Source organism: Streptomyces sp. IMTB 2501, assembly GCF_001953885.1.
Lineage (GTDB): Bacteria > Actinomycetota > Actinomycetes > Streptomycetales > Streptomycetaceae > Streptomyces.
In genome coordinates, this window is the sequence record NZ_MQUS01000015.1 from 133,514 (window position 1) to 153,753 (window position 20,240).

The window sequence follows — 20,240 nt, forward strand, 5'->3', positions numbered from 1 at the left end:
CATAGCCACCTCGCCCGTTAGCTCCGGATAAGCGGTTTTACGAGAATTTGATACACGCTGATACGGCTGCGTCAGCAGTTGCTCGGCGTCCTGATCCACCTCTTACCCCCCGTCGCGCATCCGGGCACCGTCTCATCCCACTAAACGTCCGGTCCCATCTGCGGGTTCCCGACGGCAACGGATACAGTCACGCCCAGGCATTCACGGGGACAGGAGAGGGTCATTACCGGCAACCGGCAGACGAGCTGGGCGTTCGCCGACGCCTTTGTCGCCGAGGACGAAGCGCTGCGCTGGGCCCGTGACCGGGCCCGCGAGGCAGGGCTGCGCTCGGTGTCGCCCGGCACGGGCGCCGCGCTGCGACTGCTCGCCGCCTCCGTGGACGCGAAGGCCGTCGCGGAGATCGGCACCGGCTGCGGGGTGTCCGGAATCCATCTGCTGCACGGCATGCGCCCGGACGGGGTGCTCACCACGGTCGATCCGGAGCCGGAACACCAGCAGTTCGCCCGGCAGGCCTTCCGCGCCTGCGGTTTCGCCAGCAACCGGGCCCGCTTCATCCCGGGCCGCGCCCTTGACGTCCTGCCCCGGCTCGCGGACGCCGGCTACGACCTCGTCTTCTGCGACGGGGACCGGGTGGAGTACCTGGACTATCTCGCTGAATCGTTGCGCCTGCTGCGGCCCGGCGGCCTGGTGGTCTTCGAGGGCGTCTTCGCGAACGGCCGTACCGTCGATTCGGGGCCGCAGCCCACGGAGGTGCTGCGGCTGCGGGAACTGCTGCGCGCGGTGCGCGAGAGCCAGGAGCTGGTGCCGTCGCTGCTGCCGGTGGGCGACGGCCTGCTGTGCGCCGTCAAACGCTGACCGGACTGCCGCGGGGCGGCCCGCCACGGGGCGGATACGCGACCGCCCCGGCACGTCGTACGATGCCGGGGCAGCCGTGAGGACTGGATCGCTGACGCGTCAGACGACGACGTTCTTCAAGGCGTCGGCGAGCGCCGCGGCCTCGTCAGGGGTCAGCTCGACGACGAGTCGACCGCCGCCTTCGAGCGGAACGCGCATGACGATGCCCCGCCCCTCCTTGGTCACCTCGAGCGGGCCATCACCCGTCCGCGGCTTCATGGCCGCCATGCTCGTTCCCCTTCCTGAAACCAGCTCATCGTCTGCCGAGAGCCCTCGGAGGGCATCCGCGGTTCCGGAACGGACACGCGACACCGGCATCGAACACATTGCTTCCCGGCCATTATCCCGCATGGCAGGACCCGATGACCAACATCAGTCGGCATCGCTTGGGCAACGCGCGCGAGCAAAACCACCCAATTCGGGGATGTGGCTGCGATACTTCGCCACCGCACGGACATCCACCGGCCGACACCGCTCCGTTTTTCTTTGACGCAGGTCACACGTCGGGTCCGGCCCTTGGAAAGCGATCTCCGCCATGCTGTCCTTCGTACAGGGACGTACCGAGCGGTACGTCATCCCGACCCCGGAGGGGATGCGCCATGGCCGACACCGTGCTCTACGAGGTGAGCGACGGACTCGCGACGATCACGCTGAACCGCCCCGAAGCGATGAACGCGCTGAACATCGCGACCAAGGTCGCCCTCCGCGAGGCGGCGGAATCCGCGGCCGGGGACACCGCCGTACGGGCGATCCTGCTGACCGCGGCCGGGGACCGGGCGTTCTGCGTGGGCCAGGACCTCAAGGAGCACATCGGGCTCCTCGCGGCGGACCGTGAGACCGGGTCCGGGCAGACCATGTCCACGGTCAAGGAGCACTACAACCCGATCGTGCGGGCGCTGGCCGGAGCGCCGAAGCCGGTGCTCGCCGCGGTGAACGGCGTCGCGGCCGGGGCCGGCTTCGGCTTCGCGCTCGCCGCGGACTACCGGCTGGTCGCCGACACGGCCGCGTTCAACACCTCCTTCGCGGGCGTGGCGCTGACCGCCGACTCCGGCATCTCCTGGACGCTGCCCCGGGTGATCGGCCCGAGCCGTGCGGCCGACCTGCTGCTCTTCCCGCGCAGCATCAGCGCCCAGGACGCGCTGGAGCTGGGCATCGCCAACCGGGTCGTACCCGCCGCCGAGTTGCGCGCCGAGGCCGAGAAGACGGCGCGGGCCCTGGCCGAGGGGCCGACGGTGGCGTACGCGGCGATCAAGGAGGCGGTGGCCCACGGGCTCACGCACTCCCTCGCCGAGACCCTGGAGAAGGAGGACGAGCTGCAGGCCCGGGCCGGCCAGTCCGAGGACCACGCAATCGCGGTGCAGGCGTTCGTGAACAAGGAGAAGCCGAAGTACCTGGGCCGCTGACCCCGCCGACCGGCTGGTCCCAGTGCCCCAACAGGCGACGTTCGCCCTGTCTCGACGCCCGCACGCCCTCTCGACGCACCGGACGCCGCTCCTTGACGGGCAGACGTCGCCTGCCGGGGGACTGGGGCGCGATGAGCAGGGCCTTCGCGCCCACCGGCCGGTATCCGGCCGCCTGGAAGGCGCGCACTCCCCAGAGGGGGCACCCCCATCGGGCGTTGCCGGCGGCCTGTTGCGACCAGACCCACTCCCCCGCGGGAACGCGGTGGCGGGTGGCCGTGGCCGGGGCGCGGTCCAGGCCCCGGTGCCGGGCGTCCTCGTCGACCTCGGCCGCCGTCTCCCAGCGGCCCGCCACACCCCGGCCGAGGACGACGACCCCGCCGCCCGTCGCCCGGACGCGGACGTCGTCCCGGCGCCGCCGCGCACTGTGCGCGCGGACGGTCCGGGCCGGCCGGCTCCCGCAGCTCCAGCGGCGGCGGGCCGGGCAGGGCGGGGGCCACGGTGAGCAGGTCCATGGTGTCGGCCGACCGGCCCGTGCGGGCCAGGAACGCGGCCAGGAAGCGGGGGTTCATCGCGGCCGCCGGCTCGTCGCGGTCCAGGGACGCGAGCGTGCTCCGCACCCCGTGCCGGTCCTCGTCCGTGAAGACCACGGAGTGTGCGGTGAACGCGATCACTCGGGCGTCGCGGTGGCTCGGCCGTGGCACCACGGTCGTATGCCGGCCAGAGCAGCGGGGGCCATGGCGGTCAGGAACCGGCGGTTCTCGCCACGCACGCCTCCAGGTGGTCGTTGACCAGGCCGCACGCCTGCATCAGGGCGTACGCGGTCGTCGGGCCGACGAATCTGAGGCCCCGTTTCTTCAGGGTCTTGGACAGGGCTGTGGACTCCGGGGTCACAGCCGGGATGTCGGCGAGGGTCTTCGGGACCGGACGGGTGGCCGGGTCGGGCGCGTGGGACCAGACCAGCTCGTCCAAGTCGCCCTCCGCCCAGTCGGCGAGCACGCGCGCGTTGGCGAGCGTGGCATCGATCTTGGCGCGGTTGCGGATTATGCCCGGGTCCGCCAGCAGGCGCTCGCGGTCCTCGTCGCTGAACGCGGCGATCTTCTCGATGCGGAAGCCGGCGAAGGCCGACCGGAAACCCGGGCGGCGGCGCAGGATCGTGATCCAGGACAGGCCGGACTGGAAGGCCTCCAGGCTGATCCGCTCGAAGAGGGCGTCGTCGCCATGGACCGGGCGGCCCCACTCCTCGTCGTGGTACGACACATAGTCCTCGGTCGACAGGGCCCAGGGGCAGCGCAGGGCGCCGTCGGGCCCGGCGAGGGCGGCTCCGTCGCTCATCGCTGGTCCTCGGGGTGATCGGGCTTCGCCATGTGGACGTGTGCCGCCGCGGCTCTGGCTCCGGCCAGCGCCGACTCCAGGTCCGCGATCCGGGCGTCCCGCTCGGCCAGTTCGGCGCCGAGCCGGCCGAGGGCGTCGTCGACGTCCGCCATGCGGTAGCCGCGCGGGGCGACCGGGAAGCGCAGGCTCTCCACGTCCGACCGGTCCACCGGGCGGTCCGGGGGCAGCGGGTCCTGCAGCCGCTCCGGCGCCACCTCGGGCAGCGGGGCGCTGCCGCCACCGCCCACCACGGCAAGAGTCACCGCGGCGACCACGACGGCCAGCGCGACGACCAGGAACAAGAACATCACCATCGCCAGGGGTCCCCACGCTCTCTGCCGGACGCACTACCGGACGTCGAAATGTATCCGTTGAATCTCTTGACTCTTTCAGGGTCCGATCGTGCCATGCCGGTCTGACACTAACGGTCTCAGGCGCCCCTACCACGGGACGCACAGGGAGGGGTCACAGCGGATGCTCAGGCTGCGCAGACGGGAATTCGGACCCCAGGAGCCGGTGATCATGGCGATCGTGAACCGGACTCCGGACTCCTTCTACGACCAGGGCGCCACGTTCCTCGACCAGCCCGCCCTCGCGCGGGTGGAGCAGGCGGTGGCCGAAGGTGCCTCGATCATCGACATCGGCGGGGTGAAGGCCGGGCCGGGCGAGGAGGTCACGGCCGCGGAGGAGGCGCGGCGGACGGTCCGCTTCGTGGCGGAGGTACGGCGGCGCTACCCGGACGTGATCATCAGCGTGGACACCTGGCGGGCCTCGGTCGGCGCGGCGGTGTGCGACGCGGGGGCGGATCTGCTGAACGACGCGTGGGGCGGCGTCGACCCGGGGCTCGCGCAGGTCGCGGCGCGGTACGGGGTGGGGCTGGTGTGCACGCACGCGGGGGGTGCACGGCCGCGGACGCGTCCGCACCGGGTGACGTACGACGACGTCATGGCCGACATTCTCGACGTGACCCTGGGGCTGGCCGAGCGGGCGGTGTCGCTCGGGGTGCGGCGGGAGTCGGTGCTGATCGATCCCGGGCACGACTTCGGGAAGAGCACGCGGCACAGTCTGGAGGCGACGCGGCGGCTGGGCGAGATGGTCGCCACGGGGTGGCCGGTGCTGGTGTCGTTGTCCAACAAGGACTTCGTGGGCGAGACCTTGGACCGGCCGGTGAAGGAACGTCTGATCGGTACGTTGGCGACGACCGCGGTGTCGGCGTGGCTCGGGGCGCGGGTGTACCGCGTGCACGAGGTCGCCGAGACGCGCCAGGTACTGGAGATGGTCGCGTCGATAGCCGGCCACCGGTTCCCTGCGGTGGCCCGGCGGGGTCTGGCCTGACCATCAGGGGGCTCCGCCCCCGGCCCCCGTTTCCCCACCCGGCCACTCGTCCCGGTCGGCCGAGAGGCCGAGGTGGAGAGGCCGAGGTGGAAAGGCTGGGGTGGGTGTGGGCGGGGTGGGTGTGGGCGGGGTGGGTGGGAAACGGACGGCCGGGGCGGTGCCGGGTGTCCGAGTGCGGTGGCCGGGCTCCGCGCTAGCGGGCCGCTTCCTTCGAGACCAGGGCCACCGCCTCGTCGACCTCGTCTGTCACGTGGAAGAGGAGGAGGTCCTTCTCGGCGGCCTTGCCCTGGGCGACCAGCGTGTTCTTGAGCCAGTCCACCAGGCCGCCCCAGTACTCGCTGCCGAAGAGGACGATCGGGAAGCGGGTGACCTTCTGGGTCTGGACCAGGGTCAGCGCCTCGAAGAACTCGTCGAGCGTGCCGAGGCCGCCGGGCAGGACCACGAACCCCTGCGCGTACTTGACGAACATCATCTTGCGGACGAAGAAGTAGCGGAAGTTGAGGCCGATGTCGACGTAGGGGTTCAGGCCCTGCTCGAAGGGCAGTTCGATGCCAAGGCCGACCGAGACGCCGCCCGCCTCGCACGCGCCCCTGTTGGCCGCCTCCATCGCCCCGGGCCCACCGCCCGTGATCACCGCCCAGCCCGCCTCGACCAGCCCGCGCCCGAGCCGCACCCCCGCGTCGTACTCCGGTGAGTCCGCCGGCGTGCGGGCCGAGCCGAACACGCTGATGGCAGGCGGGAGTTCGGCCAGCGTACCGAAGCCCTCGATGAACTCCGACTGGATGCGGAGCACGCGCCAGGGGTCGGTGTGGACCCAGTCCGTGGGGCCGCCCGCGTCCAGCAGCCGCTGGTCGGTCGTACTCGCCGTCACCTGTCCCCGCCGCCGCAGGACCGGTCCGAGCCGCTGCTCGTCCGGCGGCACCTTCTTCCCCTCAGGGTTACCGGTAGCCATGTGCGCTCCCTCCGATTGCGGGTAGTTCCACCTCAGCGTAGATCCACGCGGGTTACGGAGGGGGGACATGCGCATGTCCCCCATGCGTGCGCCATGCGGGATCCTTACGCCGTCAGCCAGTCCCGCAGCCGTTCCTCGCCCGCGAGGATCTTCGCCGTCTCCACCCGCTCGTCGCGCTTGTGGGCCAAGTGCGGGTTGCCGGGGCCGTAGTTGACCGCGGGGACGCCGAGCGCGGAGAAGCGGGAGACGTCCGTCCAGCCGTACTTCGGCTTGGGGGTGCCGCCCACCGCCTCGATGAAGGCCACCGCGGCCGGGTGCGAGAGGCCGGGCAGCGCACCGGGGCTGTGGTCGTCGACCACGAACTCCGTCACGCCGCAGTCCGCGAACACCTCGCGGACGTGCGCGATCGCCTCCTCCTCCGTGCGGTCGGGGGCGTAGCGGAAGTTGACCTTGACCACGCACTCGTCGGGGATGACGTTGCCGGCCACCCCGCCGCTGATGCCGACCGCGTTCAGGCCCTCGCGGTACTCCAGGCCGTCGATCAGCGGCCAGCGCGGTTCGTAGGACGCCAGGCGGGCCAGGATGGGGGCAGCCGCGTGGATGGCGTTGGAGCCCATCCAGCCGCGCGCCGAGTGGGCCCGCTCGCCCTTCGTCTTCAGCAGCACCCGCAGGGTGCCCTGGCAGCCGCCCTCGACCTCGCCGTCGGAGGGCTCCAGCAGGACCGCGAAGTCGCCGCGCAGCCACTCGGGATGGGCCTCGGCGACGTGCTTGAGGCCGTTGAGCTCGGCGGCGACCTCCTCGTTGTCGTAGAAGACGAAGGTCAGGTCGCGGTTGGGAGCGGGGACCGTGGCCGCGATGCGCAGCTGCACCGCGACGCCCGCCTTCATGTCGCAGGTGCCACAGCCCCACAGCACGCCGTCCTCGTCCAGGCGCGAGGGCACGTTGTCCGCGATCGGGACGGTGTCGATGTGGCCGGCCAGGATCACGCGCTCGGTGTGGCCCAGGTTCGTGCGGGCGATCACGTTGTTGCCGTAGCGGTCGACCGTCAGGTGCGGCAGAGCGCGCAGGGCGGTCTCGATCGCGTCCGCGAGCGGCTTCTCGGTGCCGCTCTCGGAGGGGAAGTCCACGAGCTGCGCGGTGAGCGCCGCGGCATCGAGCGTGAGGTCAAGCGAGGTGTCGGCCATGGCGTCGACCCTAGCGCGCCGGCTCCCGGAGCCGTGGGTAAGCGCTGTCCCGGTGACCCCCGGTGAGGGCCGGGCGGGCCTCCAGTACCTTGGACGGGTGTCAGAGCCCCCCACCCGTCCCAAGCGTCGCGGCCGCCTCTTTCGTTTCAGTGCGGCCCTGTTGGTCCTGTGCGGTGTCGCCGCGTATCTCGTGGTGCAGTACGTCACCGGAGGCGGCGGAGCGCGCGGCTGCAAGGTGGTGTCGTCCTCGGGCGACGGGACGTCGTACGAGTTCACGCCGGAGCAGGCGGGGAACGCGGCGACGATCGCGGCCGTGGGCACCGGGCGCGGGATGCCCGAGCGGGCGGTGACGATCGCGCTGGCGACCGCCCTGCAGGAGTCGGGGCTGCGCAACATCGAGCACGGTGACCGGGATTCGCTGGGCCTGTTCCAGCAGCGGCCCTCGCAGGGCTGGGGCACCGGCCAGCAGATCATGGACCCGGCGTACGCGGCCGGCATCTTCTACGCGCACCTCGCCAAGGTGCCCGACTACGCCGATCTGCCGCTGACCGAGGCGGCCCAGCAGGTCCAGCGCAGTGGCTACCCGGAGGCGTACGCCAAGCACGAGCCGGACGCCACGCTGCTGGCGGCGGCGCTGACCGGCCGCGCGGCGGCCACGCTGACCTGCGACGGGCGCCAGGAGCCCACGGACTCGGCGACGGGACCGGACGCGGTACGGGCCGCGCTGGTACGGGACTTCGGGCGGGACGCGCTGCAGGAGACCGGTGCGGAGGTGGGCGGGACGCCCGTGCCGTCGCCGTCTCCGTCGCCGAGCGTGACCGCGACCGCGCAGGGGCGGACCGTGACCGTGCCGGTGCCCCAGGGCACGAAGGTCGACGCCATCGGACGCGGCGAGCGGGAGCGCGGCTGGCAGCTGGCGCAGTGGGCCGTGGCCAACTCCTCGACGCTGCACATCCAGCGGGTGTCGTACGCGGGCCGGGAATGGGCGGCCGGGAGCGGCGGCGGCCAGTGGAAGCCGACCGCGGCGGACGGGGCAGCCGGTGCGGAGAGCTCCGCGGGGACCGTCCGGATCGTGACCGGACAGTAGTACGAGATCCCACTCCGACGGGTGATGCGGCGCCGGTTCGGCGCACTGTCCGCGCGGGACGCGCGCCGTCTCCCGAATCCCTTGGAAAACAAGGGCCGTAAGGATTCTGCGGGATTTCCGGGAGACGTTCTTTGCCCGTTTTTATCCCCACCTGATAATGCGATGCGTTATCCATTCTTTACCTGGGGCGTCCGCAACCTTCGCGGGTTTCGAGCGGTAGTCACGGCGTCCGAGCCCGGAGCCGGGTCCGGACACAGACACCGTTCTCTCCCGTCGAATGGAGCATCATGTCCCTCCCTCTGACCCGCCGGATCGCCCGTGCCGCGCTGCTCGTCGCAGCGGGAGCGGCAGCCGGGGTCGGTGCGGCCGGCTCCGCCGGTGCGGCCACGAACCTGCCGGTGGCGACCCCGAACACGGGTGGCCTGACCGCCCCGGACACGGCGAACGTCGGCAGCACCGTCGGCGATGCGGCGCAGAACGCCACCACTGTCGCGGCCAACACGGGCGGCACGGCGGCCGGGAAGACCCTGCCGGGCGTGACCAGGGCCAGCAGCAACACCCTGAAGAAGACGATGCCGGTGGCGGAGAACGCCGCGGGGCAGACGGCCGGGACGGCGGGGAGCGTCGTCGGGGACGCCGCGAAGACCGGGGTGCCGCAGCTGCCGTCGGTGCCGGGCGGGGCGCTGTCGTCGCCGCTCAGCTGAGCGCCGCTCGCCTGAACGGCCGACTCTGACCGCCGACGGGGCCCAGGGAGTTCCCTGGGCCCCGTCGCCGTTTGTTCCTCCGTCGGCAGCCGTAGCCGTTACAGGCGGGACACCGCTGCCTGGACTCGTTCGTCCGTTGCCGTCAGCGCCACCCGTACGAACTGTTCGCCCGCCTCGCCGTAGAAGTCACCCGGGGCGACGAGGATGCCGAGGTCGGCGAGGTGGGCGACCGTGGTCCAGCAGGACTCGTCGCGGGTGGCCCAGAGGTAGAGGCTCGCCTCGCTGTGCTCGATGCGGAAGCCGTGGCCGAGCAGGGCCGCCCGCAGGGCCTCGCGGCGGGCGGCGTAGCGCTCGCGCTGGACGCGCACGTGCTCGTCGTCGCCCAGGGCCGCCACGACGGCCGCCTGCGTGGGCGCCGAGGTCATCATGCCGCCGTGCTTGCGGATCTCCAGCAGCGGGCCGAGAACGGCCGGGTCGCCGGCGATGAAGGCCGCGCGGTAGCCCGCCAGGTTGGAGCGCTTGGAGAGGGAGTGGACGGCGACGATGCCGTCGTGGGAGCCACCGTTGACGTCGGGGTGCAGGACCGAGACCGGGTCGGCCTCCCAGCCCAGTTCCAGGTAGCACTCGTCGGAGAAGAGCAGGACGCCGTGGGCGCGGGCCCAGGCGACGATGTCCGTCAGCTCCTGCTTCGACAGCACCTTGCCGGTGGGGTTGGACGGGGAGTTCAGCCAGAGGAGCTTCAGGCCTGCCGGGTCGAGGTCGCGCGGGTCGTCGTAGACCTCGTAGTCGGCGCGGGCCAGGCGGGCGCCGACCTCGTACGTCGGGTAGGCGAGGCGCGGGTAGGCGACCTTGTCGCCGGGGCCGAGGCCCAGCTGGGTCGGCAGCCAGGCCACCAGTTCCTTGGAGCCGACGACCGGCAGGACATGCCGGTGGGTGACCTCGCGGGCGCCCAGGCGGCGCTCCAGCCAGCCGGTGATCGCGTCGCGCAGCGCCGGGGTGCCCCAGACGGTCGGGTAGCCCGGGGAGTCGGCCGCGTCGATCAGGGCCTTCTGGATCAGCTCGGGCACGGGGTCGACCGGGGTGCCCACGGACAGGTCGACGATCCCGTCGGGGTGCGCGGCGGCCGTCTTCTTGTACGGCTCCAGCTTGTCCCAGGGGAAGGTGGGGAGCCGTTCGGAGACTGCGGACACGGGAATCAGGCTCACTTTCGTACGGTGCGGCAAACGCCTCGGTCCCGTGCGGCGGTGATCGGGGTGATCGGGCCGTACGGGACCGAGGCGGCGCGTTCGCGGGCGGCCGCTTGGCGCTTAGACGGTCACTCGCCCTGCGGCGGCAGCGCGGCGATGAAGGGGTGGTCGCGTTCGATCAGCCCCAGCTTGCTGGCACCGCCGGGCGAGCCCAGCTCGTCGAAGAACTCGACGTTCGCCTTGTAGTAGTCCTTCCACTCCTCCGGAGTGTCGTCCTCGTAGAAGATCGCCTCGACCGGGCAGACCGGCTCACAGGCACCACAGTCGACGCATTCGTCCGGGTGGATGTACAAGGACCGGGAGCCCTCGTAAATGCAGTCGACCGGGCACTCCTCGATGCACGCCTTGTCCTTGACGTCGACACAAGGCTGCGCGATGACGTAGGTCACGCTGTCGTTCCTCCTCGATAGGGCGCTGGCGGGCCTCCTCAGGCTCCGCCGCCTGGCGCGCGGGAGCGCGGCGTCGTCGATGCCCGCCCCTAGTATCTCCGTTCCGGGGCATGATCCGTACAGGAGGGGTGAACTGACCAGTGGAAATATCGGCGGCAGGACGGCTGGAAGTCCGGATCACCCCGGCTGACGTGGGAAAACGAGTCTCCGTACGGCGCTTGAGCGAACCTGGAACGGGACAGCAGAAGTTCACCGACACGGTGGGTGTTCTCACATCATGGGATGATGGCGTGCTCATGATCACACGACGGGACGGGCGAAGTGTCCGGATCGCCGAGTCTGCCCTGGTCGCGGGCAAGGTGGTACCGGCCGCTCCGGCACGCCGCCGGGGGCCCGCCGCCTCGTACGAGGAACTCGCGCGGGTCTCCTCGCGCGGCTGGCCGCCGCTGGAGACCGAGCGGCTCGGGGAGTGGGAGCTGCGGGCGGCCGGCGGGTTCACCCGGCGGGCCAACAGTGTGCTGCCGCTCGGCGACCCCGGTCTTCCCCTCGACGCGGCCCTTGCGGCCGTACGACGCTGGTACGGCGAGCGTGGTCTGCCCGCCTACGTCCAGACGGCCACCGGAGCCGAGGGCACACAGGAGCTGCTGTGCGCGGAGCTGGAGCGGCGCGGCTGGGTGCGGGAGGTGACCGCCGAGGTGTGGACCGGTGCTCTGGCGCCGGTCGCGGACCGGGCCGAGGGCGCGGGTGTGGTGCTGTCCCGGCGGGCGGACGAGGCCTGGCTCGCCCGGTACCAGCGCAAGGGAGTGAGCGAGGTGGCCCTGCGAGTGCTGGGCGGGGGCCCGTCGGTGTGGTTCGCGACCGTACCGGGGGCGGAGGGTGAGCCTCCGGCGGCGATCGGGCGGTGTGTCGTGGACGGCCGGTGGGCCGGGTTCGCCGCGGTCGAGGTGGATCCCGGGCTGCGCCGGCAGGGCCTCGCCACGGAGGTGCTGGCCGCGCTGGCCCGCCGGGCGCTGGACGAGGGCGCGTCGGCGGCCTGGCTGCAGGTCGAGACGGACAACGAGGGCGCCCGCGGCCTGTACGCCCGCCTGGGCTTCGCCCCGCACCACAACTACCACCACTACCGGGCACCGGACGCGGCGGGATCCGACGATCAGGACCGCGGGACGGGCGCGGCCACGGGCGCACGAGGCCGCCGAAGCCGCACCGCCCCACCCGCCGACCGCCGGGACCCGGCAGTTGCCGAGGCCGAAGCCGGGGAGCCGGACGGCCCGGGCGCGGCCGGGTCGTAGAACCGTCGTGGAAGGGCATGAGCCTCGCATGCGTCACCCGTATCTGCCGCCGCCGTATCCGCCCCCGCCGGAGCGGTCGGCCGAGCTGTGCCGAAGGTTCGCCGAGGAGGCCCGGTCGGAGCGGCCGGATCTGTCGGCGCTGTGCCTGCTGATCGGCGCCGTGGCGGACGGCTCGCTGGACGAGGCCGGGATCGATGCCGCGCAGCTGGAGCTGGACCGGCTCGCGGGCGAGCTGCCGTACCGGCCGGGCGGGCCGCAGGCATGGGCGGAGGCCGTACGACGGCTGCTCGGGGCGCGCTACGACTTCCACGGCACGCCCGGCGACTATCAGCGGCTGGAGTCCTCCCTGCTGCACGAGGTGCTGCGGCGCCGGCGCGGGCTGCCGATCCTGCTGTCGGTGGTGTGGCTGGAGGTCGCACGTCGGGCGGGCGCGCCGGTGTACGGGGTCGCGCTGCCGGGGCACTTCGTGGTGGGCTTCGGCGCGGCCGAGGAGCAGGTGCTGGCCGATCCGTTCGCCGGGGGGCGGGTGCTGACCGGGACCGATACGGAGATGTTCGTGGTGGGGGCCACGGGGGCGCCGCTGGACGCCTCGATGCTGGAGCCCGCGGCGCCGCTGGAGGTCGTCCAGCGGATCCTGAACAACATCCGCGCGTGGGCCGCCGCCCGGCCCGAGCGCTCGGACGTCGCCCTGCGAGCCGTGGAGCTTGCGCTGCTGATCCCCTCGCATCCGGCCCGGCTCCGCTACGAGCGCGGGCAACTGCTCGTGCAGCGGGGCGAGTTCATGTCGGGTGCGGAGGAACTGGACACCTATGCCGATCTGATCGAGGTCATCGACGAATCGGCCGCGCGGAAGGTACGGGAACAGGCCCGTACCGCGCGGGCCATGCTCAACTGACCTCTCAGAGCCACCCCTTCTCCCGCGCGATCCGCACCGCCTCCGCCCGGTTGCGCACCGCGAGCTTCTGGATCGCCGTGGAGAGGTAGTTGCGGACCGTGCCCTGGGAGAGGTGGAGGGCCTTGGCCAGCTCGGCGTTGGTGGAACCGTCGGCCGCCGCGCGGAGCACCTCGCGTTCGCGCTCCGTCAGCGGATTCGCGCCCTCGGCGAGCGCGGCGGCGGCGAGCGTGGGGTCGATGACCCGCTCACCGGAGAGCACCTTGCGGATCGCCTCGGCGAGCTGGGCGGCCGGGGCGTCCTTGACGAGGAAGGCGTCGGCGCCGGCCTCCATCGCGCTGCGCAGATAGCCGGGGCGGCCGAAGGTGGTCAGGACGACCAGTTTGACCTGCGGAAACTCCCGGTGGACCCGGGCGGCCGCCTCGATGCCGGTGCAGCCGGGCATCTCGATGTCGAGCAGTGCCACGTCCACGCCGTGCGCGTCGACGGCCGCCAGTACCTGGTCCCCGCGCGCGACCTGGGCGACGACCTCGATGTCGTCCTCCAGGCCGAGCAGGGCGGCCAGGGCCTCGCGGACCATCGACTGGTCCTCGGCGAGAAGGACCTTGATCGTGCTCGTCATGCCCCGGATCCTACGTCCCCCGACAGGGGCGCCGGGACGCGGGCGACCAGCCGGAAACCGTGCTTGATCCGGCCCGCCTCCAGGGTGCCGCCGGCCTTCTCCAGCCGCTCCGTGAGGCCGGTCAGACCGTTGCCGGGACCGCTGCCGCTGCCGCCGGATCCGTTGTCCTCGACGGAGAGTTCGAGCATCGGGCCGTCCAGGGTCTGCCGGTGCGTGACCTGGACGAGGCACTTGTCGGCGCCGCTGTGCCGTACCACGTTGGTGACGGCCTCGCGCAGCGCCCAGGCGAGCGCGGACTCGGCCTCCTCGGGGACGCCGGTGAGGTCGGGCTCGGCGGGCACCTCGGCGGTGACGCCGACGGCGGTCAGGGCGACCTGGGCGCCGGCGAGTTCGGCTACCAGGCGCGGGCGGCGGTAGCCGGTGACGGCCTCCCGGACGTCGACCAGGGCCTGCCGGCTGACCTGCTCGATGTCGGCGATCTGCTGGGCCGCCTTGTCGGGATGGTCGGGCAGCATCCGGCCGGCCAGCTCGCTCTTCAGCGTGATCAGCGAGAGCGAGTGCCCGAGCAGGTCGTGCAGGTCACGGGCGAGCCGCAGCCGCTCCTCGTTGGCCGCGAGATGGGCCACGGTGGCCCGGGCCTTGCGCAACTCGACGGTCGTGCGGACGAGTTGGCCGACGCCGACCATCGCGAACCCGATGAGCCCGACGAGCAGCAGACTGTCGTTCCACCCCGACAGGCCGACGTGCAGTCCGACGAGGAACATCACCACGGCCGTCGCCGGGATCGCCCCGCACGCGGCCCGGACCGGCAGGGTCGCCCCGCAGGCCACCGAGAGGTAGATGAAGAGCCCGAGCCAGGGGGTGCCGAGGCTGTAGGCCAGTACGGGGGCGAGGACGCCGAGGACCGACAGCAGCGAGATGACGATCCGCGGCGTGAAGGGGCGGCCCATGTTCCGGAAGACCAGTGTCAGATAGGCCACGACGAAGGCGGTGAGGCCGAGCGCGCCGGCCACGGTGGCGCCCAGGGTGTGACGGCCCGAGGTCAGGTCCTGGACCGGCGAGCTGAGGAAGATCAGCCAGATGCCGATCCACAGCGTCTTGACCATGACCTCGCGCCGGTTGGTCGGGCCCTGGCCGATCCGCACCTGCAGCTCCGGCCGTGTCTCACAGGCCTGCGGGTCTTCCGTCATCGCGCTCACGCCTTCAGCGTGTCCTTCCGGTACAGCCAGGCCGCGCCGCCCGCGAAGAGGACGAAGTAGACGGCGAGGACGGCGACGTCCGTGGCGCTCGGGGCCTGGCTCTGTTCGATCGCCCGTCCCAGAGCAGCGTACGCGTGGGTGGGCAGCCACTTCGCGATGTCCTGGAGGATCTTCGGGAAGGTGGTGGACGGCATCCACAGGCCGCCGAGGATCGACAGACCGAAGTAGACGATCATCGTGATCGGGCGGACCGCGTCACCGGAGGCGAGGTAGCCGAGGGCGACGCCCAGCGCGGCGAAGACGAGGCTGCCGGCCCAGATGACCCCGGTGAGGGCGAGCCACTGCCAGGTGTCCAGGTGGACGTGCTTGATCACCGCGGCGACGAGGAACACCACGATGATCGACGGCAGGCTCACCACGGCGGCACTGGCGGTCTTGGCGAGGACATAGCCGCGCCCGGGCAGCGGGGTCAGCCGCAGCTGCCGTACCCAGCCGTTCTCGCGCTCCTTGGCGATGCGCTCGCTGTTGCCCATGAGGACGGCGGTCAGGGCGCCGAAGGAGGCCATGGAGACCATCAGGTAGGTGGCGACGGTCAGGCCGGTGCCGTCGACCTTCTGGTTCGAGCCGGAGCTGCTGGAGAAGATCAGGTAGATGAACGAGGGGTAGAGCACCGAGAAGAACAGGAACTTCTTGTTGCGCAGGACCCGGGCCAGTTCGAGCTTGATCAGGGCGTTCATGACTGCTTGGCCTCCTCGGCCTCCGTGATGGCGACGAAGGCCTGCTCCAGACCGAGGCCGGCGACTTCGAGGTTGCGGGGGTAGACACCGAGGCCGTACAGGGCGTGGACGGTGGCGTCGGCGTCGGACGACTGGATGCGCACGGTCTGGCCCGAAACGTCTATGGAGGTCAGGAACGGCAGGGCGCGCAGGGCGGCCTCGTCGATGGCGCCCTCCAGGTCGAAGGAGACCCTGCGGGCGCCCGCCTTGGCCTTGATCTCGGCGGCGGTGCCGTCGGCGAGGAGCCGGCCGCGGTGCAGCACCAGGACCCGGTCGGCGATGGCGTCGGCCTCTTCGAGGTAGTGGGTGGCGAACAGGACCGTACGGCCCTGGTCGGCCTGCTCGCGCATGGTGGCCCAGAAGGCCTGGCGGGCGGAGACGTCCATGCCGGTGGTCGGCTCGTCCAGGATGATCAGGTCGCTGTCGCCGGCGGTGGCGAGGGCGAAGCGGACGCGCTGGGCCTGGCCGCCGGAGAGCTTGTTGACCTTGCGGTCGGCGATCTGCGCGATGCCCGCACGGGCCATGACGTCGGCGGGCTTGTACGGCTTCGGGTGCAGTGAGCAGGCCAGCTTCACCAGCTCGGTGACGGTGACCTCGTCCATCAGGCCGCCGCTCTGCAGCATGGCGCCGACCCGCCCGGCGACGATCGCCTCGCGCGGGGTGCCGCCGAAGAGGCTCACCGTGCCGTTGTCGGGGTGCTTGAGGCCGAGGAGCAGGTCGAGGGTGGTGGACTTGCCGGCCCCGTTCGGGCCGAGCAGGGCGACGGTCTCGCCGGGATGCAGGCGGAGCGAGATCCCGTCGACGGCCCGCACGCTGCCATAGGTCTTGGTCACCTGGTCGAAGCCGACCACCGGGGTGGTGGTGGCCGGTGCCGCAGTCGTTGTCATGCTGACCATGCTCCCGGCGAGAGCGGGGTGCCGGGCAGTGTCGGGGGTCCATAGTGCCGGATGACAGATGTCATGCGGATCGGGTGACAGGCACGACGAAGGGGGACGCCCGCTGAACGGCGGACGCCCCCCTTTTTTCTCGTCTACGGCCCGGCTAGCTCGGGTTCGTGGAGATGACCGCGACCCGGTTGGTCCTGCTGATCAGGGCCTGGCGGAGGGCGATGTAGACCTCCTGCGGGGTGACCGGCGTCTTCTTGCCGTTGCCGCGGGTGATCAGTACGCCGTCGAAGGTCCCTCCGTAGAGCTGCTTCAGGGCGTTCAGGTCGGGTTTGTCGACCAGCTTGCCGTCCGCGGTGGGCACCACCTTGAGGAACTTCCAGAGCGATTTCTCCGGGCTCATCACCACCACATGCCCGGCGCCCGCCGACACCGTCACCTTGCCCGACATCGCCGGCTCCGCGAACTTCTTCATCTCCTCGTCGACCGCCGCATTCGACACCGTCGGCTGCTTGGTGGCCGTCGGGACGGTGACCGGGGTCGCCGTGCCCGTCTCCACCAGCTGGCGGTAGGCCTGTTCGACCGCGCCGGTGGACTGGCCCGCGTCGATCGCCTTGCCCGCCTTGCCGTAGACGGCGACGGCCTGGCCGGGCTTGAAGTCGATGCCGCCCTCGACGACCGAGCCGGAGCCGGAACCGCCGCCCGCCTGCTGGAGGGCCGCCTGGAGCTTCTCCTCGTCCACCGGCATGTCGGGCTCGATCACACGCTTCTGCCCGAAGAGGGAGCCGATGACGGAGACCGGGTTGTAGTCGCTGGTCGCGGCCTTGCTCACGGTGGCCTGGAAGTCGAACTGCAGGCCGGCGTTCTCCGGGGTGAGGGTGACCGTCCTGCCGCCGACGGAGAGCTTCAGCGGCGTGTTCACCCGGCCGCCGAAGGCGTCGTCGAGCTTCTTGACGGCGTCGTCACGGGTGCCGCCGCCGATGTCCACGCCGAGGACCGTGGTGCCCTTGGGGACGTCGGTGTGGTTCATCAGCAGCCCGGCGCCGTAAGCGCCGCCCGCGACGACGACCACGCCGACGCCCAGCAGCACCAGCTTGCTGCGGCCCTTCTTCTTCGGCTTGGCCTGCGCCTTGGGCGTGGCGGCCGACTTCGGCTCGGACGGGGTCCGCGCGTCGGGGCCGTCGGCGGAGCCGCTGCCGAACGGGGAAGTGCCCGCGCCGGGGACGACCGGGATGCCGCTGGTGACGGTGTGTCCGGAGACGTTGTCGGGGCGGAAGGCGGGCGTGCCCGGTTCGGGGGCCGGCTTCTGCGGGGTGAGGATCGCGGTGTCGTCACTGAGCCCGCCGCCGGGGCCGAGACCGGTGGGACCGCTGCCGGGACCGGCGCCGGGAGCGCCGGGGCCGCCGTAACCGCCCGTGCCGGGCAGGCCGGTGAAGGGGTCGGCGGACGACGGGACGAGGGGGCCGTCGCCGGTGACCGGGCCGCTGGTGGGTCCGGCCGGCCCCTGCGGGCCGCTGGGACCGCCCTGGCCGTGCGGGCCGTTGAAGCCGCTGGGACCACCGGGACCGCCCAGACCGCCGAGGCCGTTCGCGCCGCTACCGGCGAAGCCGTTCTGCCCGTTCGGGCCCGGGGCGCCCGGGGCGCCGGGACCGCTCGCACCCGCCGTGCCCGCGCCGCCGAAGCCTTCCTGCCCGGCGTTCTCCGAGAAGTACGGCAGGTCGTCACGGCTCGGTTCGCCGCCGGACGCGCCGGGGCGGGAGCCGCCGCCCAGCGGGCCCGCGGCCAGTGCCTCGGTCACGTCGAAGGAGCCGGTGCCGCCGCCGTGCCCGGGGGCGACGGGGCCGCCGGTGGCGCCGGGCAGGCCCTTGCCGTTCGTGGTGCCGGAGCGGGAGGCGCCCGGGACGCTCATGGAGCCGACCACACCGCCGGGACGGCCACCGCCGGGGCGTGCGCCGGTGCCACCAGAGGTACCGGATGCTCCCGGACCACCCGTACGGGTGCCCGGCGCACCGGTGGCGGGGGTGGAACCGCCGGAACCGCCCGTGCCGCCGGAGGCACCGGAACCGCCGGGCGTTCCCGCGCCGTTCGTGCCACCACCGCCCGGACCGCCCTTGCCGCCGCCGGACTTGCGGGGCGCGAACCAGTCGCTGGTCTTCTCCTCGGCCTGGGCCGCGGCCTCGGCGGGCGCCTCAGCGGCGGCCGTGCGGTCGGGCGCGGGCCGCGGGTCGGCGGCGGGCGCCTCGTCCCCGGCACCGTCGGAGCCCCCGACGGGCTTGCGCACGACGACCGGCGGGATGGGCCGGGACCCGGGGATGTTGATCCGGATCCGGGTCGTCAGCGTGGTCTCGGTCTTCTTCTCCTCCGGCCGCGCAGCCGAACGGCCCGCGTCCGTACCGTCGTCGGAAGCCATGGGGGTCCCGTACGGCGGCGTGCCGGAGGGGTATGCGGCTCCGCCGCGCCCGTTGGGCCCGGAGGACGGAGTGTCAGTTTCACGACTCAAGGCAGGTTCTCCCAGTTGGCTCCACCGCCCGTTACGACCTGACTGCTCGGGCGGCTCGGCGGCGCGCACCACCATACTGGCCACTTCTGGCGCTTATCCCAGGGCCGCCGAGGAAACCCACACCGGACTCGCACGCGCGCCGCGCCGCGAAGTGGTACGTCACTTGCCAAGTCGGGCAAGGCCGTCACGAGGTTGCCGCCCGGCACCAACGGTGGCACAGATCACAGCGAGCGCCATACCGCCGAGCAGAAAGAGATAGGAGCTGCCTCCGGCGGCGAACAGGAAGTCGCCTTCCGGACGCGAGGTGGTGAGCAGGATGACGGCGACGATCCAGCCCACCACGGGTGCGACCGCCCCGCCCCGGCCGCCGGTGGCGTACGACCCGCCGAGGAACAGCCCGGCCGCGCCCGCGAGGGCGAGCAGCAGCCCACCGGGGAACCAGGCGGCCTGGACCAGGGTCCCGGCGAGGCCGACGACGGCACCGAGCAGGAAGAGCCCGACATAAGCGACAACCCGTGCGGCCGAGGGCCGTTGCAGTGGCTGGGCGAGCGGCGAGCCCGGTCCGGTGTTGCTCATGAGGTCTCCTCGACGCCGATACCGATACCGACACCGGGGCCTGAACCGACGCCGAGTCCGTGCCCGAGTCCGAGGCCGACTCCGGCGAACAGGTCGGTCTCCCCGGGCTCGGCCGTGCCCCGCACCAACTCGTAGTATTCGGTGGTGAACAGCGGCTGGGCCAGTTCGTTGGAGAGCGCGAAGTACGGCTCGGCCACGTCGATCTGGGTGGCGTGGGCGCGCATCGCGGCGGCCTTGGCTGCGGCGAAGGCGGCGCCGTCGACAGCCGTGGTGATCCGCTCGTCGTCCACCACGCCGGGTACGTCGGCCACGGACGCGCTCTTGTCGAACGGCAGCGCGGGCAGGTCGTCCTGGAGGCGGGCGAAGGCGTCCTCGGCGACGGAGCGCGGGACGCGGTTCCAGTAGACCTTGTCGATCCGGTGCCCTCGCCGGTCCGCCAGTTCGACGGCGCGCATGGCGACGCGGTGGGCCTGGATGTGGTCCGGGTGGCCGTAGCCCCCGTGGTCGTCGTAGGTGACGAGGACCTGGGGGCGGACCTCCAGGATCACCTCGGCGAGGTGACCGGCGGCCTGGTCCACATCGGCCTGCCAGAAGCACCCGGGGTCGTCATTGTCCGGAATGCCCATCATCCCGGAGTCCCCGTACCGGCCCGCCCCGCCGAGCAGCCGGGCGTCGCCCACGCCCAGCGCGCGCACGGCCATGGCCAGCTCGCCGCGCCGGTGGGCGCCCAGCGCGGGCCCCGTCAGATGCCGCAGCCCGGGCGGGATGACCTCGCCCCGCTCGCCGAGTGTGCAGGTGACCAGGGTCACGTGCGCACCCTCGGCCGCATACCTGGCCATCGTGGCGCCGTTGTTGATCGACTCGTCGTCCGGGTGGGCGTGCACCAGCAGCAGACGCCGATCGGGCAGTTCCGTCATGGGACCCACCCTACGAGGC

The 20,240-nt window shown here is 72.3% G+C and carries 21 protein-coding genes and 1 pseudogene; 7 read left to right on the forward strand and 15 right to left on the reverse strand.

Annotated elements, in window-relative coordinates:
- The first annotated feature begins 156 nt into the window (after positions 1-156).
- The gene (locus AV521_RS25425) at positions 157-855 is read left to right on the forward strand and encodes an O-methyltransferase (protein WP_076091011.1); all 699 of its coding nucleotides are present in this window, start codon (positions 157-159) and stop codon (positions 853-855) included.
- A gap of 99 nt (positions 856-954) precedes the next feature.
- Here the strand turns inward: AV521_RS25425 and AV521_RS25430 are convergent, their stop codons facing one another.
- The gene (locus AV521_RS25430) at positions 955-1,122 is read right to left on the reverse strand and encodes a DUF3117 domain-containing protein (RefSeq protein ID WP_004950282.1); all 168 of its coding nucleotides are present in this window, start codon (positions 1,120-1,122) and stop codon (positions 955-957) included.
- A gap of 371 nt (positions 1,123-1,493) precedes the next feature.
- Here AV521_RS25430 and AV521_RS25435 point away from each other — a divergent pair, with 371 nt between their 5' ends.
- A complete protein-coding gene (locus tag AV521_RS25435; protein ID WP_076091015.1) occupies positions 1,494-2,297 on the forward strand; it encodes an enoyl-CoA hydratase/isomerase family protein in 804 nt (267 codons plus the stop codon).
- 127 nt (positions 2,298-2,424) lie between these two features.
- Here the strand turns inward: AV521_RS25435 and AV521_RS51080 are convergent.
- The 3 genes and pseudogenes from AV521_RS51080 to AV521_RS25450 form a co-directional block, all read right to left on the reverse strand.
- A pseudogene (locus AV521_RS51080) lies at positions 2,425-3,007 on the reverse strand (GNAT family N-acetyltransferase); the annotation flags it as partial.
- Positions 3,008-3,038: 31 nt separating this feature from the next.
- Positions 3,039-3,629, reverse strand: a complete 591-nt coding sequence (locus AV521_RS25445) for a DNA-3-methyladenine glycosylase I (RefSeq protein WP_076091017.1) — start codon at positions 3,627-3,629, stop codon at positions 3,039-3,041.
- Positions 3,626-3,982: a DivIVA domain-containing protein gene (locus tag AV521_RS25450; protein ID WP_076091019.1), complete on the reverse strand. Its 357-nt coding sequence runs from the start codon at positions 3,980-3,982 to the stop codon at positions 3,626-3,628. Before AV521_RS25450 ends, AV521_RS25445 begins: the two co-directional genes overlap by 4 nt.
- 160 nt (positions 3,983-4,142) lie before the next feature.
- Here AV521_RS25450 and folP point away from each other — a divergent pair, with 160 nt between their 5' ends.
- The gene (gene folP, locus AV521_RS25455; RefSeq protein ID WP_076091021.1) at positions 4,143-5,003 is read left to right on the forward strand and encodes a dihydropteroate synthase; all 861 of its coding nucleotides are present in this window, start codon (positions 4,143-4,145) and stop codon (positions 5,001-5,003) included.
- Between the two features lie 193 nt (positions 5,004-5,196).
- On the opposite strand, the gene AV521_RS25460 is transcribed toward folP, so the two are convergent.
- A complete protein-coding gene (locus tag AV521_RS25460) occupies positions 5,197-5,955 on the reverse strand; it encodes a TIGR00730 family Rossman fold protein (protein ID WP_076091023.1) in 759 nt (252 codons plus the stop codon).
- Positions 5,956-6,059: 104 nt separating this feature from the next.
- Positions 6,060-7,139, reverse strand: coding sequence for a succinyl-diaminopimelate desuccinylase (gene dapE / locus AV521_RS25465; protein WP_076091025.1), 1,080 nt, complete (start codon positions 7,137-7,139; stop codon positions 6,060-6,062).
- Positions 7,140-7,236: 97 nt separating this feature from the next.
- Here dapE and AV521_RS25470 point away from each other — a divergent pair, with 97 nt between their 5' ends.
- Both AV521_RS25470 and AV521_RS25475 read left to right on the forward strand, forming a co-directional pair.
- On the forward strand, positions 7,237-8,226 hold the full coding sequence (locus AV521_RS25470; RefSeq protein WP_179023380.1) for a heavy metal transporter: 990 nt from the start codon (positions 7,237-7,239) through the stop codon (positions 8,224-8,226).
- A gap of 287 nt (positions 8,227-8,513) precedes the next feature.
- Positions 8,514-8,930 (forward strand): ATP-binding protein, encoded by a 417-nt coding sequence (locus tag AV521_RS25475; protein ID WP_076091029.1) that lies wholly within the window; start codon positions 8,514-8,516, stop codon positions 8,928-8,930.
- A gap of 98 nt (positions 8,931-9,028) precedes the next feature.
- On the opposite strand, the gene AV521_RS25480 is transcribed toward AV521_RS25475, so the two are convergent.
- Both AV521_RS25480 and fdxA read right to left on the reverse strand, forming a co-directional pair.
- Entirely contained in the window at positions 9,029-10,120 is a 1,092-nt protein-coding gene (locus AV521_RS25480) for a bifunctional succinyldiaminopimelate transaminase/glutamate-prephenate aminotransferase (RefSeq protein WP_076091031.1), read from the reverse strand.
- A 125-nt stretch (positions 10,121-10,245) separates the two neighbouring features.
- Complete coding sequence (gene fdxA, locus AV521_RS25485; protein ID WP_053758679.1) at positions 10,246-10,566, reverse strand: ferredoxin; 321 nt, start codon at positions 10,564-10,566, stop codon at positions 10,246-10,248.
- 296 nt (positions 10,567-10,862) lie between these two features.
- On the opposite strand from fdxA, the gene AV521_RS25490 reads away from it, so the two are divergent.
- Positions 10,863-11,855 (forward strand): GNAT family N-acetyltransferase, encoded by a 993-nt coding sequence (locus tag AV521_RS25490; protein ID WP_079249397.1) that lies wholly within the window; start codon positions 10,863-10,865, stop codon positions 11,853-11,855.
- A gap of 28 nt (positions 11,856-11,883) precedes the next feature.
- Entirely contained in the window at positions 11,884-12,750 is an 867-nt protein-coding gene (locus tag AV521_RS25495) for a transglutaminase-like domain-containing protein (protein WP_076091033.1), read from the forward strand.
- A gap of 4 nt (positions 12,751-12,754) precedes the next feature.
- On the opposite strand, the gene AV521_RS25500 is transcribed toward AV521_RS25495, so the two are convergent.
- The 7 genes from AV521_RS25500 to mshB all read right to left on the reverse strand — a co-directional run bounded on the left by AV521_RS25500 (position 12,755) and on the right by mshB (position 20,221).
- Positions 12,755-13,369: a response regulator transcription factor gene (locus tag AV521_RS25500; RefSeq protein WP_076091035.1), complete on the reverse strand. Its 615-nt coding sequence runs from the start codon at positions 13,367-13,369 to the stop codon at positions 12,755-12,757.
- Positions 13,366-14,559 (reverse strand): sensor histidine kinase, encoded by a 1,194-nt coding sequence (locus tag AV521_RS25505; RefSeq protein ID WP_076091187.1) that lies wholly within the window; start codon positions 14,557-14,559, stop codon positions 13,366-13,368. The genes AV521_RS25500 and AV521_RS25505 overlap by 4 nt, the downstream gene beginning before the upstream one ends.
- Positions 14,560-14,564: 5 nt before the next feature.
- Positions 14,565-15,305 (reverse strand): ABC transporter permease, encoded by a 741-nt coding sequence (locus AV521_RS25510; protein WP_076091037.1) that lies wholly within the window; start codon positions 15,303-15,305, stop codon positions 14,565-14,567.
- Positions 15,302-16,231, reverse strand: a complete 930-nt coding sequence (locus tag AV521_RS25515; RefSeq protein WP_179023382.1) for an ABC transporter ATP-binding protein — start codon at positions 16,229-16,231, stop codon at positions 15,302-15,304. The genes AV521_RS25510 and AV521_RS25515 overlap by 4 nt, the downstream gene beginning before the upstream one ends.
- Positions 16,232-16,385: 154 nt before the next feature.
- Positions 16,386-18,728 (reverse strand): hypothetical protein, encoded by a 2,343-nt coding sequence (locus AV521_RS25520; protein WP_076091041.1) that lies wholly within the window; start codon positions 18,726-18,728, stop codon positions 16,386-16,388.
- A gap of 159 nt (positions 18,729-18,887) precedes the next feature.
- The gene (locus tag AV521_RS25525) at positions 18,888-19,304 is read right to left on the reverse strand and encodes a DUF6113 family protein (protein ID WP_076091042.1); all 417 of its coding nucleotides are present in this window, start codon (positions 19,302-19,304) and stop codon (positions 18,888-18,890) included.
- Positions 19,301-20,221, reverse strand: coding sequence for an N-acetyl-1-D-myo-inositol-2-amino-2-deoxy-alpha-D-glucopyranoside deacetylase (gene mshB / locus AV521_RS25530; RefSeq protein WP_076091044.1), 921 nt, complete (start codon positions 20,219-20,221; stop codon positions 19,301-19,303). Before mshB ends, AV521_RS25525 begins: the two co-directional genes overlap by 4 nt.
- Positions 20,222-20,240 lie beyond the last annotated feature (19 nt).

What these genes read in the sequence shown, in the direction of transcription:
- AV521_RS25430 (WP_004950282.1), bottom strand. Translation starts at nt 1,122, where the DNA reads ATGGCGGCCATGAAGCCGCGGACGGGTGATGGCCCGCTCGAGGTGACC.
- AV521_RS25435 (WP_076091015.1), top strand. Translation starts at nt 1,494, where the DNA reads ATGGCCGACACCGTGCTCTACGAGGTGAGCGACGGACTCGCGACGATC.
- AV521_RS25445 (WP_076091017.1), bottom strand. Translation starts at nt 3,629, where the DNA reads ATGAGCGACGGAGCCGCCCTCGCCGGGCCCGACGGCGCCCTGCGCTGC.
- AV521_RS25450 (WP_076091019.1), bottom strand. Translation starts at nt 3,982, where the DNA reads ATGGTGATGTTCTTGTTCCTGGTCGTCGCGCTGGCCGTCGTGGTCGCC.
- folP (WP_076091021.1), top strand. Translation starts at nt 4,143, where the DNA reads ATGCTCAGGCTGCGCAGACGGGAATTCGGACCCCAGGAGCCGGTGATC.
- AV521_RS25460 (WP_076091023.1), bottom strand. Translation starts at nt 5,955, where the DNA reads ATGGCTACCGGTAACCCTGAGGGGAAGAAGGTGCCGCCGGACGAGCAG.
- dapE (WP_076091025.1), bottom strand. Translation starts at nt 7,139, where the DNA reads ATGGCCGACACCTCGCTTGACCTCACGCTCGATGCCGCGGCGCTCACC.
- AV521_RS25475 (WP_076091029.1), top strand. Translation starts at nt 8,514, where the DNA reads ATGTCCCTCCCTCTGACCCGCCGGATCGCCCGTGCCGCGCTGCTCGTC.
- AV521_RS25490 (WP_079249397.1), top strand. Translation starts at nt 10,863, where the DNA reads ATGATCACACGACGGGACGGGCGAAGTGTCCGGATCGCCGAGTCTGCC.
- AV521_RS25495 (WP_076091033.1), top strand. Translation starts at nt 11,884, where the DNA reads ATGCGTCACCCGTATCTGCCGCCGCCGTATCCGCCCCCGCCGGAGCGG.
- AV521_RS25500 (WP_076091035.1), bottom strand. Translation starts at nt 13,369, where the DNA reads ATGACGAGCACGATCAAGGTCCTTCTCGCCGAGGACCAGTCGATGGTC.
- AV521_RS25505 (WP_076091187.1), bottom strand. Translation starts at nt 14,559, where the DNA reads ATGACGGAAGACCCGCAGGCCTGTGAGACACGGCCGGAGCTGCAGGTG.
- AV521_RS25510 (WP_076091037.1), bottom strand. Translation starts at nt 15,305, where the DNA reads ATGAACGCCCTGATCAAGCTCGAACTGGCCCGGGTCCTGCGCAACAAG.
- AV521_RS25515 (WP_179023382.1), bottom strand. Translation starts at nt 16,231, where the DNA reads ATGACAACGACTGCGGCACCGGCCACCACCACCCCGGTGGTCGGCTTC.
- AV521_RS25525 (WP_076091042.1), bottom strand. Translation starts at nt 19,304, where the DNA reads ATGAGCAACACCGGACCGGGCTCGCCGCTCGCCCAGCCACTGCAACGG.
- mshB (WP_076091044.1), bottom strand. Translation starts at nt 20,221, where the DNA reads ATGACGGAACTGCCCGATCGGCGTCTGCTGCTGGTGCACGCCCACCCG.